The following is a 14,325-nucleotide window of genomic DNA, read 5'->3' on the forward strand; positions in this document are numbered from 1 at the left end:
ATCAATGACAAAACCATTGCTTGAAGTCGATGATCTGTGGGTGTCTTTTCCCGGTGCTGATCGCAACATCGATGTCGTTCGCGGCATCAGCTTTTCCATCGGGCGCGAAAAAGTCGGCATCGTAGGTGAATCCGGCTCCGGCAAATCGATGACCGGGCGCTCGATTCTCAAACTCACACCAAAGACGGCGCAGATTCGTGCCAAGCGCCTGCGTTTCGGCGAGATTGACCTGCTGTCAGCCAGCGAGCGCCAGATGCGCAGCGTGCGGGGCAACCGCATTTCGATGATTCTCCAGGACCCGAAATACTCACTAAACCCGCTGATCCGTATCGGCGATCAGATCATGGAAGCCTATCGGATACACCATCGGGTGAAATCGGCAGAGGCGCGACAGAAGACAATTGCCATGCTCGAGGCCGTGCATATTCGCGATCCCGAACGTGTCATGCGTCTGTTCCCGCACGAAATTTCCGGCGGCATGGGGCAGCGTGTAATGATCGCGATGATGCTGATTCCCGAACCGGACATGATTATTGCCGACGAGCCGACTTCCGCGCTCGACGTGACCGTGCGGCGCCAAGTTTTGACAATTCTCGATGAGCTGGTCAGCCGTTCAGGCACCGGGCTGATGTTCATCAGCCATGATCTCAACCTGGTTGCCGATTTCTGCGATCGGGTACTGGTCATGTATGCGGGGCGTATCATGGAAGATCTGCCGGCGAAGGAGCTGCACAAGGCGCGCCACCCCTATACGCAGGCACTGCTGGCCAGCCTGCCGCGGCTCGACCATCCGGTCGATATGCTGAAGGTGCCGGAACGCGACAAAAGCTGGCTGACCGAGCCGACGCTGGTGGGAGGAAACTCATGATACATGCAGTCAGTTTTCCATTTGTGGATGTCTCGGACCTTTCCATCAGCTTCGGCAAGGGGCGCAAGCGGGCCGCCGTCGTCAGGAAGGTGAAATTTCATATCGAACGCGGCGAGGCCTATGGTCTGATCGGTGAATCCGGTTGCGGCAAATCCACGATCCTGCGCGCTCTTGCCGGTCTCATCCCGCATTATCAAGGCAACTTCAGCTTTGACGGACGGAAGATGGGCGGCGAACGCGATAAAGCATTTTTCCGTCGCGTGCAGATGGTGTTTCAAGACCCATATGCCTCGCTGCACCCACGTAAGCAGGTGCATAAGGTGTTGGCGGAATCGCTTGCCATTCACGGCATGGACCGCAAGGACGAGCGAGTTCGCGACGTATTGCAAGCGGTGGGTCTCGGTCCGAGCTTTCTCTATCGCTATCCACATGAATTGTCCGGTGGCCAGCGCCAGCGTGTCGCCATAGCACGTGCACTTATCATCGAACCGGACGTGCTGCTTCTCGATGAGCCGACATCCGCGCTCGATGTTTCCGTGCAGGCGGAAATTCTCAATCTGCTAAAGGTGCTGCGCCGCGAGCGAAATCTCACATACCTCATGGTTTCGCACGATCTCGCCGTGGTGGCGCATATCTGCGAGCGTGTCGGGGTCATGCACAAGGGCATCATTCTGGAAGAATTGACGGCGGACGATCTGCGCCATTCGCGCGCCAAAGCCGAATACACGCAGGAGTTCCTGCATGCCAGTGTGGAAGCTGTTGCACATAATCAGTCTAGGGAAATACGAGTATGAACTATCATTCGGTGGCCAATCCGGGACAGGAATGGGAACGTCTGAAAAGCCCCGCTGCGGCGGGCTGGTCTGAAGCTGGACTGGGCGCCGTCGATGCTTGTGCCGACAGCCAGGAAACCGATGCGCTGATGATCGTTCAGGGCAACAAGATCGTCCACACATATGGCGACATCACGCACAAATATCTCTGCCACTCCATCCGCAAGAGTATTCTTGCAGCGATGATGGGACAGGATGTAGCCGATGGCACCATTGATCTCAGCCTGACGTTGGAGCAGCTAGGCATTGATGACAATGAAGGCTTGAGCGAAGTTGAGAAGCAGGCGACGGTTTATGATCTCCTGACCGCGCGCTCCGGCATTTATCATCCCGCGGGCTACGAGACCCCGTGGATGCGGATGATCAAGGAAAAGCGTCATTCCCATGCACCAGGCACCTTCTGGTGCTATAACAACTGGGATTTCAACGCACTAGGTACTATTTTCGAGCAGTTGACCGGCAAGACCGTACACCAGGCTTTCGATGAGCGTATCGCAAGACCGCTTGGCCTTGAGGATTTTAGACTCGACGGTGACAATCCAGACGGCTGGCATGACCGTTTTATGGAAAGCCGACACGCCGCTTACCCGTTCCGTCTGTCGACACGCGATCTGGCGCGCTTCGGTCAGCTTTATCTGCGCAATGGTCGCTGGAATGGTGCACCCGTTCTACCTGAGGGGTGGGCGCAGGAATGTGTGATGCCTTACTCTCATGCCGGTGCACGTGGCGCTTATGGCTATATGTGGTGGCTGGAGCGAGACGGCGTGTTTTTCCCCGGTGTGGTGACACCGAATGGCAGCTATGCAGGTTTCGGTGCCGGCGGCCATTTCTGTATCGTATTGCCCGCGCTCGACATGGTGATCGTGCATCGTGTGGATACGGACGTTGCTGGTCGTCAGCTGAACCGGCACAAGTTCGGGCGTCTCTTGAAGCTCATTCTGGATGCTTTTCAGGGGTAATGTCATGCAGTGGGAAAAGGTGACAGTCGCACTCGCGATTGCTTCGGCATGTGCAAAACCAGTGGTGAGCGCCAATGCGCGGACACTGGCGCGTGACGCCATTTTAGATACGTTGGCCTGTATGGTGGCAGGTCGTGACGATGTCAGCACGAAAAGTGTTGCGAAAGCCTTTGCAGAATTCAGCGCTGGCGGAACTGCTTTGTTGGTTGCGGGAAAAACAGGCAGCCCGATGTTCGCTGCACTGGTCAATGCTACAGCAGCGCATGCGCTCGATTTCGACGATAATTTCCTGCCCGGCATGAGTCATGCCTCGGCGGTGATCGTGCCCGCTATCTTGGCACTGACCGATCTGGATGAAACCGCAGGGGGGCGTCTGATTGACGCCTATCTGGCAGGACTGCAGGCACAGGCCCTGGTAGGCGAGGGCCTGGGACAGGCACATTACACAGCTGGCTGGCACGGCACCTCAACGGTGGGGAGTATTGGCACGGCTGTCGCCACGGCTCATATGCTCGGTCTCGACATCGCGACGACCACACAGGCGATCACTATCGCTGCCAGTTTCGCATCCGGCACGAAAGGTCAGTTCGGCACGCTGATCAAGCCGTTTCATGCAGGCATGGCCGCGCGCAATGCTGTTGAGGCTGCATTGCTCGCAAAAGCCGGAATGGAGGCCCGGCACGATATTCTGGAAGGGGAGCAGGGTATTCGTGAGTTATTTGCAGGGGACCCACGTCTCGGTTGGATTATCGAAGATATCCTCACGGATAAGGCGCATGTAATCGAAACGGCCGGTGTCATGCCGAAACGGCATCCTTGCTGTGGGTCCACCCATATGATCGTCGACGCGTTGCTTGATCTTAAGGAAGAACACCGGTTTGATGCCGAGGATGTTGTAGCTGTAGATACGTTGGTTGGGATCGCGAACTATCGCAATCTTGCCTATATGCAGCCGGACGACCAGATGCAGGCACGCTTTTCCATGCAATATTGCGTCGCACGCGCCCTGCGGCAGGGACATCTGGCACTTGCAGATTTTACCCCAGAGGCCGTGGGTGCTTTCCGGGACGATCCATTGCTCGATGTTATCGCCATGCGAAGTTATTCGATGGAGGAAGAACGGGCATCAGTGGAAAAGCTGCCGCATGTCGCAACCGTTACACTGAAAAACGGACGTGTTTTGCAGGCGTCGCGCAGCTTCGCCGTTGGTACTCTGCAGCAACCGTTTAGCGCAGATGACCGGACGCGAAAATTTCTTGATTGTTGTGCGGTGATTCCGGCAGCAGATCAGATCTATCGGGATTTGCGTGATCTTGACGATGCAGAGAACCTGCAAGCTGTTGCGGCACTTTTCACCCGGCCTTGATGTCTTAACTCGGCGCAAGACTTCCGGCGTTGTGGCCATTTTTCTGGGCAACCAGTTGCGAGGCACGGCGCCAGAAGAGTTCCGCCTGCTTGTTCCTGAATTGGGCTGTTCGGTAAACGCGGATTTCAATCAACAGATCGGTGTTTGTTTCACCGGCGCGGACGAGCACGCCACGCTTGAGTTCATCGTCGACAAGGCTTTCCGGTATCCATGCAACCCCATGTCCGGAGACCGCCATTGCCTTGAGCGCAACAGACATTCCGTTTTCATAGACCGTATTCAATTCGAAACCATGTTTCTCAAACAGCCAGGGCAGAGCGAGAGAAAAGAACGAATTGCCTCGATAGCTGAGGAAGTCGATTGGTAGCGACTTTTCCTTCAAGCTATGTAGGGCTTGTCCATTCGGCGCAGGAGCGGATACAGGGATGACCCTCTCGGTGCCCAGTGCCAAAAACGGATAACCGCCAAGATCATCCATCTGCGGAACTGCCGGATGCGCATAAGTCAGGAAGAAGTCGCAATGCCCGCTGACAAGCGTGGAAATATTTCCGACGAATGATGAGTGCGGATCGGCAAAACGGGCACGGAATGACGCGCCGGAGGCTTCAATCTGCGCCATCCAGTGCGGAAAGAATGTGAGTGACAGCGTGTTGAGTGTAGCAAAAGAAACGATTTCCCACGATGCGCTATAACCTTCGCTGACGGTCTTACGGGCGGTAAGCAGCATTTCAAGAGCATCGTGTGCTCGCGGGAGAAAACACTCTCCCGCCTTCGTCAAGCCAATAGGATTCGAAGAGCGGTCGATCAGGGGGAGGCCAATCCAGTCTTCCAGTTGCTTGATGCGCTTGCTGAGGGCAGACTGCGTGATATTGCGGTCACCTGCCGCGCGAGAATAGCTCCTGTGTTCTGCAAGACTGACGAAATCTTCAAGCCATTTCAGTTCCATAGTCTGCACCGATACATCAGATAAGCAAAAAAGTTCACAGCCTATCTATAACGCGATCCGATTGGATTGAGGTAGAGTTCATCTGATGTTTTCGATCAAACAATGATCTGGCCGATAGCGGCGGATAGACAAAACGAGACGTCTGATGCCTTTACATCGAATCGCGTACGCGCTCCCATGCCTTGGTCAAATGGCGTCCCAATACTTCAGACAGTCGGGTCGCGTCGCGGGCTTCCAGCGCCTCGATCATTTCTTGGTGCTCTGATACAGCCGCCGCCCATTTTTCGGTGCCTTCGTGGCCGACGAAACGGATTCGTTTCAATCGTGTCTGCAGCATTTGGTGAATGTCTGCCAGCGTGGGGTTTTTGGCCAGACGAACGATGGCGAGATGAATCTGCTGGTTCAGTTTGTAATATTGCAGTCGGTCAGCATGCTTGTAGCGCTCGATCATTTCATCGTGCAGTGAACGAACCTCAGCAATTTCCTTGTCGGACGCCAGCTCGCAGGCGAGCTTTCCGGCAAGTTCTTCCAGAGTGCGCAGGACTGTGAGCATGTCTTTCACGTCGGCGGCACTGAATCGCTTCACAACGGCGCCCCGACTTGGAACAAGCTCGACCAGTCCTTCGCTGGCCAGATACTTGATCGCCTCACGTAGCGGTGTGCGGGATACGCCGAGCTGCTCCCCGAGCTGGCCTTCATGCAGACGCGTGCCAGGTTCTAGCTGCCCTTCGATAATCATGTCGCGCAGATGATTGACGAGCATGTCGTGCAAGGCAGTACGGCGGAACGCTTGTGAGCCGTTTTCGGCTTGTTCGTTTTTTTGAATTTCGTCCATCGGCCTTTTTCTCAAAGAGTGAGCTCGAATCCTCACCTCACCGTTTGAGGCGAAGATGGCTGGCCTGCCCTCAACCGTCAATATAAAATGCTGCATACAGAATACAAAATGCTTGCGTCATGCGTGGGGCTGTCATATGCATGCTGCATACAGAATGCAGACGAGGAGGATGCTAATGACCGTTACTGGCGCTGAACCGAGCGTAATTGCGCTTGCAATGGGGGATCCAGCCGGTGTCAGTCCCGAGCTGACGGCGCGTCTCCTCGCTTTGCCGGATGTCAGAAAAGAAGCGCATATCATCGTCTTTGGTGATCGCCGCGTTCTGGACGAAGGTGCGCGTATAGCGGGTGTTGAGCTTGATCTGCAGAATTCTACTCTCGAAAATGCGCCCAACATGCCGGTCGGCAAGCACGTCTTCGTTGACTTGAAAAATCTCGATCCGAAGGATGTTGTGCGTAGTGAAGCCACGTTGGTCGGCGGAACTTTTGCAACTCAGAACTTTCGTACTGCGTTGAAATTTGCCGATGCCGGACATGCGCAGGCTGTTTGCTTTACGCCGTTCAACAAGCAGGCCATGCGGTTTGCCTATCCGGGTTACGACGACGAAATCCGCTTTGTTGCCGATGTGCTGAGCTTCACAGGCAAGGTGCGTGAGTTCAACGTTCTGGAGAAAGTCTGGAACGCGCGCGTGACGTCGCATATTCCGCTCAAGGATGTGGCCTCGACCCTGACTGTTGAAGGAATTCTCGCCGAGCTGGAACTGGCCTGGATGTGCTTGAAGAAGGCGGGATATGACAATCCGAAGATTGCAGTGGCTGGGCTCAATCCACATGCTGGCGACGGCGGCAGCTTTGGCATGGAAGAAATCGACATCATTGAACCTGCCGTCAAGGCAGCGAAGACCAAGGGGTTCGATGTCGATGGTCCGTTCCCAGCTGACACAGTGTTCCTGCGTGTTCTGAAGGATGGCTTTCAGGCGGTGCTGACCATGTATCACGATCAGGGTCAGATCGCGATGAAGCTGATGGGCTTCGACAAAGGCGTGACAATGATGGGCGGATTGCCGTTCCCGCTCTGCACGCCCGCCCATGGCACTGCCTACGATATTGCCGGGAAGGGCATCGCCGACGTGGGGGCCACGCGCGAAGCAATCCTGCTCGCGGCACGAATGGCGAAAAGAGCGGCTGCACTTTCAGACGCTGCCTGATTTTCGACATTTTGACACTATCGGCATGGGGGGAGGCCCGTGCCGCTTAACTGGGAGGATAGACCATGAAGAAGTCTCTACATATCGCATGCCTGGCAGCAGGCGTGGCAGTAATCGCATCATCTGCCCTGGCATTCGAGCCGACACGGCCAGTCGAGTTTGTCGTGACAGCCGGGCCGGGCGGCGGTACGGATATTTTCGCGCGTACAATCCGTCGATCATCGGCAAATATGACCTGATGAGTGCGCCAATCGTCGTCACAAACAAGGGCAGCGCAGGCGGGGCGGAGGGGTTTGTCTATACTGCTGGCTATAAGGGCGATCCATACAAGCTCGCTTTCGGTACGAACAACGCCTACCTTTTGCCAGTGCGCGCCAAAGTTCCTTATAAATCGGAAGATCTGCTCCCTGTTTCGGCGCTTGCTTCGGACGAATTCATTCTTTGGATCAACGGAAAGTCTGACTTCAAGACAGCCGCAGAGTTTATCGCCAAAGCGAAAGTTGATGCGGGCATGAAGGTTGGCGGCAGTCAGTCCAAAGACGTTGACCAGATTTTGACATCCATGATCAACGATGCCACGGGTTCGAAACTCGGCTATATCCCGTTCAAAAGCGGTGGCGAAGCCGCTGTTCAGCTCGCGGGCGAGCACATTGCGGCCAATGTCAACAATCCGAGTGAGAACCTCGGTCAATGGCAGGCGGGCATGGTGAAGCCGCTTTGCGTCTTCAAGGGTGAAAAACTCAAGAGTGACGGCAAGGTTGCTGGCGATATGGGATGGAGCGACATCCCGACCTGCAAGGAAGCAGGGATCGCAATCGAAAATTACTCCATGCCACGCACCGTTTGGCTTCCTGCAGGCGTCGATCAGGACGTGGTTGATTACTATGCAGGCGTACTCAAGAAGGTTGTCGAGACACCTGAATGGGCGAAGTATCTTGCCGATAGTTCGCAATCCGCCGCCTATATGAGCGGTAATGAACTCTTATCCTTTATCAAGAACGATGAAACAGCGGTAACGGCCGTGCTGAAGCGTGAAGGCTGGCTTGCCAACTGACGTTTCGTGTATTTGTGCAGACGCCGCCGGCGTCTGCACCATTCATTGAAGGAGCTTATCCAATGAGTGACAAAGGCGAGGCCGGAATTTCCCGCTTCATCGTCGAGGGGAGCGTAGCTCTTTTGACGGGTGGGTTGGGAGCGGTGGTCTGTTATGGCTCACTACAGGCTGGTACAGGCTGGACCGAAATGGGGCCGGATGCAGGTTACTTTCCGTTCTACATCGGGCTACTGATCATGTTCGGAAGCGCGGTCAATGTCGTTCTGGCATTTGTAAAACATCGTGGTAGTGGAGAAGTATTCGTTGAACTCTCTCGGTTGAAACCTGTTCTCGGTTTCGCCTTGCCGCTGGTTGCCTTCGCTGCCATATCGACGGTTCTCGGACTATATGTCGGTACCGCGCTCTATATCGCTGCAGCGATGATGTTTCAGGGGCGCTACAAATGGTGGGCTTCATTGCCAGCCGGTATTGCCGTTTCCCTCTTCTTTTTCGTCATTTTTGAAATCGGCTTCAAGGTTCCGCTCCTTAAAGGTCCGGTGGAGGCTTTCTTCGGCATTTATTGATACCGGAAAGTCCGATGTCTTGGGAGGAAAGACATGGAAAACTTCAGTCTCCTGATGGATGGCTTCGCCCACATACTCAGTTTCAATCATGTTTTGCTGATGATGCTGGGTGTAACGCTTGGAATTTTGGTTGGTGTCCTGCCGGGATTGGGTGCGCCTAACGGCGTTTCCCTGCTTTTGCCGCTGACATTCACGATGGACCCTATCTCCGCGATTATTCGTGAGCGCGACGAACATCCCACCTTTTCTTTTGTGAATGATGCCGCGAGATAAGCTCCTTCATTGATAGGAGCGGACCGGGATGATTGGAGATCGCGCTGATGCCATGCTTGAAGACATGGATGAAGCCAGGCATGAGGGAAAGTATCGTCGGATCGAGGTGATTACCGGCCGGCGGCAGCGGCGGAATTGGACTGACGAGGAGAAGGCGCGGATCCTTGCGGAAAGCGCGGAACCTGATGTTAACATCTCGGCCGTTGCCCGGCGCTGGGGCGTCAATCGCGGCTTGCTGAACGTCTGGCGCCGGGACGCTGGGCTGACCTCTCAACGATCTGCGAGGTCCAGTGCGCAGCAGGCGATGTTCGTGCCGGTGACGGTAGTTGGCGATCGAACGCCGGCTCCAGGCTCGCCGTCAGATGTCGCCCACTTTGCCGCGGGTCGAATTGAGATCGAGATTGCTGGCGCGCGCATGACGGTTATCGGCCCGGTAGCACCTGAACTGGCGCAAGCGATGGTGGCGGCCTTGCGAGGTCGCCGGTGATCGGAGTTTCGCCGAGTGGCGTGAAGATCATGGTGGCTACGCAACCGGTCGACTTCCGGCGCGGCATGAATGGCCTTGTGGCTTTGGTGGCGTCAGCGCTCGCGGCCGATCCCTATTGTGGCGACGTGTTCGTTTTCCGCGCCAAGCGTCTGGATCGACTTCGCTGCATTTACTGGGATGGGTCAGGCATGATCCTGGCGACAAAGTGGTTGGAGAGCGGAAAGTTTGTTTGGCCCCCGATCCGCGATGGTGCGATGCAGATGAGTGCCCAGGAGTTCTCGCTTTTGCTAGCTGGCATTGACTGGACGCGGGTCAAGCGAAACGCGGTGAGACGACCCTCAAAAGTAGGCTGATCCTATTGGTTTTGCTTGAAGATTCAGGCTAATATGATAGGGTCGGTCATGCTGCTTCGACCCGATCCCTTGCCCCAGGATGCTGCGCAATTGACCCGGATCATTCTCTTACTCGACGAAGAGAATGCCGATCTCAAAGCGCGTATTGCCTTCCTTGAGCGCCAGCTCTTCGGGACGAAATCGGAGAAGATGACGATCATCGATCCAGCCCAGGCAACGCTCGACCTGGGCGATCTAAGCGATATTCCCGTTGCAGCCAATGACGATGCCGCACCGGCCGGTGAAGACAAAACACAGGCACGGCGATCGTCTGCCCGCAATATCGGCCGCTTGCCCAAGCATCTTCCGCGCTATGAAGAGATCATTGAGCCGGAGAGCAAGATTTGCCCCTGCTGTTCGTTCGAACTGCATTGCATCGGCACGGACGTCAGCGAGGCGCTCGACATCGTACCTGCTGTTGTCCGGGTCAAACGGACGATCCGGCCGCGCTATGCATGCCGGGCCTGTGAGAGTGCCATCGTGCAAGCACCTGCACCGGCGCGCGTGATGGACGGTGGCATGGTGACCACGGCGTTTGCCGCGCATGTCGCTGTTTCGAAGTTTGCCTGGCATCTCCCGCTCAATCGACAGGCGCAAATGCTGGCCTCCTGCGGTGTCATCATCGATCGCGGTACGCTTGGCGCCTGGGTGATGCGGGTCGCCTGGTGGCTGGAGCTTCTCTATGACGCGCTTACCGCCTTTATCCGCTCGCAGCCGAGAGTGTTCTGTGACGAGACGCCGTTGCCGCGGCTCGAGCCGGGGCGCAAACGAACCAAGGTCTGCCAGTTATGGGCGCAGGCGGTTGACGACCGTCCCTGGAATGGTCCGGCACCGCCGGCCGTGGCCTATATCTTTGCCGAAAGCCGCAGCGCCCGCGAGATCGAGGGGCAATTGTCGTCGTTTACCGGCGTGCTTCAAGTCGATGGATACCAAGCCTATAAAACCATGGTCAAACGTCGGGGCAAGAGCAATGTCGCACCCATGCGGCTGGCCTTCTGCCTTGCTCATGCGCGGCGCAAGTTCGTCGATGTCGTCAAGCTGACGGGTTCTTCGGAGGCTTTGTCGATCCTTGCCAGGATTGCGGAAGTCTATCGGATCGAAGCAAAACTGCGCGGCGAAAGCGCCGATACCCGGCTCGTCGTGAGACGTCGCGAGGCTGCTCCAGTCATGAGAGAGCTGAAAGTCCACCTCACCGAACTGCGCGACGAGGTGTCGGCGAAATCGGCGCTTGGCAAGGCCGTCAGCTACACGCTCAACCATTGGAGCGGGTTGACAGCCTGCCTTGATGATGGCCGGGTCGAGATCGATTCCAATGTGGTCGAGCGTTCAATGAAATCCGTGGCCCTGACGAGGAAGAATTCGCTGTTCGTGGGCAACGAGCGGGGTGGAAAGACTTTCGCTGTCCTCGCATCGCTCGTCAACACCTGTAAACTGAATGGTGTGGACCCCGAGGTCTGGCTTGCCGATGTGCTGGAGCGCATCATCTCCGGCAAAGTGAAAGCCAACGAAATGGAAAGTCTCCTGCCGTGGGCCTGGAAGGCTGAGCGTGAAGCGATGACGCAGCAGGAGCGACGGGCGGCATGATGCACAACAGCCAGGGGACGACGGATCGACCGAAGCTTGATGACGCGGCGTTCGAAGCCTTTATCAGGGGACGCCGTCCGGCATCGCCAATCTGGTCAATGAGCGGTCTCGATGGTTATCTTACGGCTCTGATCATTGGCCCAAAGTTCATCGACCCACGCAAATGGATCCCGGAACTGACTGGCCCGGACGCCCTGAACCTGCCGATGGAAACAACCGAACATCGGGCCGTGCAGACGATCGTTGCGGAATATAACCGTATCTCGGGGAGCCTCTCTGAAACCCCGAAAGACTACCGGCCCAGGTTCACCAGGATCGATGATCAAACCTTTGATCCGTTCGATTGGGACCTCTGCTTTTTGCTGGCAACAGGATACGCGCCGAGACTTTGGCAGCCGGTTCTTCGCGGTCATGCCGTCACCGGCGATATCATTGCGCCAATTCGCAAGCTCGGCGAGACAAAACGCAAAGCCACCCGCCAGGATGCCGCTGACGTCGCTGAAGCACTCGTCAATATCCGAACCTATTTTATGCCGAAGCGGGCAAAGCAAAAGTTTTGACTGCCAGCCGGAAACCCATTCCGTCAATCACGAAAGACGTGGGCTATTCGTTGCGCTCACGATTATTCTGCTTTCCTGTATGTATTGGGGCGCATTGTTCGGTGGATCGACTACGTCCATTCTATTCAATATTCCAGGTGAGCCTTCGTCCGTTGCCACCACTTTCGATGGATATCCGATGGCGAAGGCTGGACATGCGAGCCGCGCCCTGACGCTGGCATTCGTTTCGGCTGGTATCGGAGCACTGGCTGGCGTAGTGATGATTACACTGCTCTCCAGCTGGGTCGCCAATTTCGCCCTGCGGTTTTCTTCCCCGGAATATTTTGCTGTCTATTTTCTGGCTTTTGCCAGCTTCATATCCATGGGCGCTCAATCACCTTTCAAGACACTCGTTTCCATGATGATCGGTTTTGCTTTTGCTTCGGTGGGCATGGACACGATCTCCGGCAACTTGCGCCTGACATTCGAAATACCGGAACTCATCAAGGGTATTTCCTTTCTGATTGCAGTGATGGGCCTGTTCGGGATTGGCGAACTGTTGCTGACGACGGAGGAGGGGTTACGCTTTGATGGCATCAAGGCACGGGTGCGTCTCGGTGAGATTGGGCGTACGCTTCTTGAAATGCCGCGCTACTGGTTCACGCTCGCTCGTTCAACGCTGATTGGTATCTGGATGGGCATAACGCCCGCCGGGCCAACGGCTGCATCCTTTATGAGCTATGGCGTGGCTCGTCGTTCTGCCCGCGATAAATCGAAGTTCGGCAAGGGGGACCCGCGCGGTATCGTGGCTCCGGAAACCGCTGACCATTCTGCCGGTACATCTGCGCTTCTCCCCATGCTGGCACTTGGTGTTCCGGGTTCGGCTACCGCTGCTGTGATGATGGGCGGCCTGATGATCTGGGGCCTCACTCCCGGCCCGACATTGTTCACGGATCGCCCGGATTTCGTCTGGGGTCTGATTGCATCCATGTATCTCGGCAATATTGTCGCCGTTATTCTGGTCATTGCGACCGTGCCGCTCTACGCATCTATTCTGCGCGTGCCGTTCTCGATCATCGGGCCGATCATTGTCGCGGTCATTTTCTCCGGCGCTTATCAGGTCGCCAACTCGATAACCGACGTCTGGCTGGTGATCGCATTTGGCGTGCTGGGCTATATCTTCAAGAAACTCGACTATCCGCTGGCACCGTTGGTTCTAGCCATGGTTCTCGGAGACAAGGCAGAAGATGCATTCCGTCAGTCGATGATGATGTCCAGCGGTCAGCTTTCGATATTCTGGTCGAATGGCCTGGTTGCATCGCTGATGACGCTCGGCGTCTTCCTGCTTGTTTCACCCGCCATCTTCTGGGGCATTGGCAAACTGCGTAGCCGGAAACCCGAAATTCCCTCCGGTAACGGCAACGTGGCCTGATGTCGATGGATTACGCAAAAGAACGGGAATGTAAGTTGAAACAGACGACTTCGAAATGGACGCGCGAAACCTGGCCAATTGCAGCCGCGATGATCCAGTATCCCAATATGCTGCCGGATGGCAGTTCCGTGCAGGATCAGTCGGCAGAAGATTGGGCTCGTACTTTGTCCGACGTTGCGGATGCAGGGTTTACCGAACTCGATCCGACTGACAGCTGGTTGCGGCTGGCGGATTTGTCACCCGCCCGTCTTGGTGAATTTATGGCGGTCACCAAATCGCTCGGCTTTACTATTCCTGCGATTTCGACCTCACGGCGCAACGTGATCGATGCACAACATGGCGACGAATATTTGGCCTATGGGCACAGGGTTATCGACACGGCAAAGGAAATCGGTGCCGGTTGCGTTTCCTTCGGGCTTTTTGAACCGCTGACAGACGTGCAGAAACAGGCATTATGGTTCTGGACGGTCGACGGAGCGAAGAACCCGGACGATCCGGCTGTCTGGAACAAGGCTGTTGAACGAATTCGCGAACTCGGTCGTCACGCAGAGGAGCTTGGCATAGAGCTGTCTCTTGAAATGTATGAGGATACTTATCTCGGTACTGCGGACAGTTCGGTTCGTTTTGTCGAGGAAGTCGGCCTCGATAATGTAGGGATCAATGCCGATCTGGGTAATCTCATTCGTCTGCACCGTCCGGTCGAGCATTGGCAGCAGATGATGGAGAAGGTCGCGCCTTACGCAAAATTCTGGCACGTCAAGAACTACACCCGTACAGAAGATCCAGCCTCCGGTGTCATCGTCACACATCCTGCTCCCCTCGAAAGCGGGATCATCAATTATCGTGCAGCCATCAGAATGGCGCTGGATCACGGATTTGCCAGCCCGTTTTTATGTGAACATTATGGTGGCGACGGGCTTTCTGTTTCGGCTACAAATCGTGACTACTTGCGCCGCATCCTGCCACGCGGCTAATGACCCAGACCAA

General features: G+C 55.8%; 13 protein-coding genes and 3 pseudogenes. 14 read left to right on the forward strand and 2 right to left on the reverse strand.

What is annotated here, in order from left to right; all coding sequences use genetic code 11:
• The first annotated feature begins 4 nt into the window (after positions 1-4).
• The 4 genes from MKS82_RS26480 to MKS82_RS26495 are packed head-to-tail and all read left to right on the forward strand — an operon-like array spanning position 5 to position 4,026.
• Positions 5-868 carry an ABC transporter ATP-binding protein gene (locus tag MKS82_RS26480; RefSeq protein ID WP_109986888.1) on the forward strand — a complete coding sequence of 288 codons (864 nt, stop codon included), beginning with the start codon at positions 5-7 and terminating at the stop codon, positions 866-868.
• Positions 865-1,662, forward strand: coding sequence for an ABC transporter ATP-binding protein (locus tag MKS82_RS26485; RefSeq protein ID WP_109986889.1), 798 nt, complete (start codon positions 865-867; stop codon positions 1,660-1,662). Before MKS82_RS26480 ends, MKS82_RS26485 begins: the two co-directional genes overlap by 4 nt.
• Positions 1,659-2,660 carry a serine hydrolase domain-containing protein gene (locus MKS82_RS26490; protein ID WP_109986890.1) on the forward strand — a complete coding sequence of 334 codons (1,002 nt, stop codon included), beginning with the start codon at positions 1,659-1,661 and terminating at the stop codon, positions 2,658-2,660. Before MKS82_RS26485 ends, MKS82_RS26490 begins: the two co-directional genes overlap by 4 nt.
• A 4-nt stretch (positions 2,661-2,664) precedes the next feature.
• Positions 2,665-4,026, forward strand: a complete 1,362-nt coding sequence (locus tag MKS82_RS26495; protein ID WP_109986941.1) for an MmgE/PrpD family protein — start codon at positions 2,665-2,667, stop codon at positions 4,024-4,026.
• Between the two features lie 4 nt (positions 4,027-4,030).
• On the opposite strand, the gene MKS82_RS26500 is transcribed toward MKS82_RS26495, so the two are convergent.
• Both MKS82_RS26500 and MKS82_RS26505 read right to left on the reverse strand, forming a co-directional pair.
• The gene (locus MKS82_RS26500; protein WP_109986891.1) at positions 4,031-4,972 is read right to left on the reverse strand and encodes a LysR family transcriptional regulator; all 942 of its coding nucleotides are present in this window, start codon (positions 4,970-4,972) and stop codon (positions 4,031-4,033) included.
• Between the two features lie 151 nt (positions 4,973-5,123).
• Positions 5,124-5,807 (reverse strand): GntR family transcriptional regulator, encoded by a 684-nt coding sequence (locus MKS82_RS26505; protein ID WP_109986892.1) that lies wholly within the window; start codon positions 5,805-5,807, stop codon positions 5,124-5,126.
• Positions 5,808-5,982: 175 nt separating this feature from the next.
• On the opposite strand from MKS82_RS26505, the gene MKS82_RS26510 reads away from it, so the two are divergent.
• The 10 genes and pseudogenes from MKS82_RS26510 (at position 5,983) to MKS82_RS26555 (ending at position 14,312) form a co-directional block, all read left to right on the forward strand.
• Positions 5,983-7,014, forward strand: coding sequence for a 4-hydroxythreonine-4-phosphate dehydrogenase PdxA (locus MKS82_RS26510; protein WP_109986893.1), 1,032 nt, complete (start codon positions 5,983-5,985; stop codon positions 7,012-7,014).
• Positions 7,015-7,079: 65 nt separating this feature from the next.
• Positions 7,080-8,068 (forward strand): annotated as a pseudogene (locus MKS82_RS26515) (Bug family tripartite tricarboxylate transporter substrate binding protein).
• Between the two features lie 62 nt (positions 8,069-8,130).
• Positions 8,131-8,631: a tripartite tricarboxylate transporter TctB family protein gene (locus tag MKS82_RS26520; RefSeq protein ID WP_029929903.1), complete on the forward strand. Its 501-nt coding sequence runs from the start codon at positions 8,131-8,133 to the stop codon at positions 8,629-8,631.
• Between the two features lie 33 nt (positions 8,632-8,664).
• A pseudogene (locus tag MKS82_RS26525) lies at positions 8,665-8,850 on the forward strand (tripartite tricarboxylate transporter permease); the annotation flags it as partial.
• Between the two features lie 82 nt (positions 8,851-8,932).
• Positions 8,933-9,391, forward strand: coding sequence for an IS66-like element accessory protein TnpA (gene tnpA, locus MKS82_RS26530; RefSeq protein WP_168436537.1), 459 nt, complete (start codon positions 8,933-8,935; stop codon positions 9,389-9,391).
• Entirely contained in the window at positions 9,388-9,744 is a 357-nt protein-coding gene (gene tnpB, locus MKS82_RS26535) for an IS66 family insertion sequence element accessory protein TnpB (RefSeq protein ID WP_105528926.1), read from the forward strand. The genes tnpA and tnpB overlap by 4 nt, the downstream gene beginning before the upstream one ends.
• A gap of 48 nt (positions 9,745-9,792) precedes the next feature.
• Positions 9,793-11,367 (forward strand): IS66 family transposase, encoded by a 1,575-nt coding sequence (tnpC, locus tag MKS82_RS26540; protein ID WP_151607717.1) that lies wholly within the window; start codon positions 9,793-9,795, stop codon positions 11,365-11,367.
• Positions 11,364-11,927: a UPF0149 family protein gene (locus MKS82_RS26545; RefSeq protein ID WP_105528924.1), complete on the forward strand. Its 564-nt coding sequence runs from the start codon at positions 11,364-11,366 to the stop codon at positions 11,925-11,927. Before tnpC ends, MKS82_RS26545 begins: the two co-directional genes overlap by 4 nt.
• A gap of 61 nt (positions 11,928-11,988) precedes the next feature.
• Positions 11,989-13,338 (forward strand): annotated as a pseudogene (locus MKS82_RS26550) (tripartite tricarboxylate transporter permease); the annotation flags it as partial.
• On the forward strand, positions 13,338-14,312 hold the full coding sequence (locus MKS82_RS26555) for a sugar phosphate isomerase/epimerase family protein (protein ID WP_181394253.1): 975 nt from the start codon (positions 13,338-13,340) through the stop codon (positions 14,310-14,312). The pseudogene MKS82_RS26550 and the gene MKS82_RS26555, both read left to right, overlap by 1 nt.
• Positions 14,313-14,325 lie beyond the last annotated feature (13 nt).

The sequence above is a fragment of the Ochrobactrum sp. A-1 genome, from assembly GCF_022488005.1.
Taxonomy (GTDB): domain Bacteria; phylum Pseudomonadota; class Alphaproteobacteria; order Rhizobiales; family Rhizobiaceae; genus Brucella.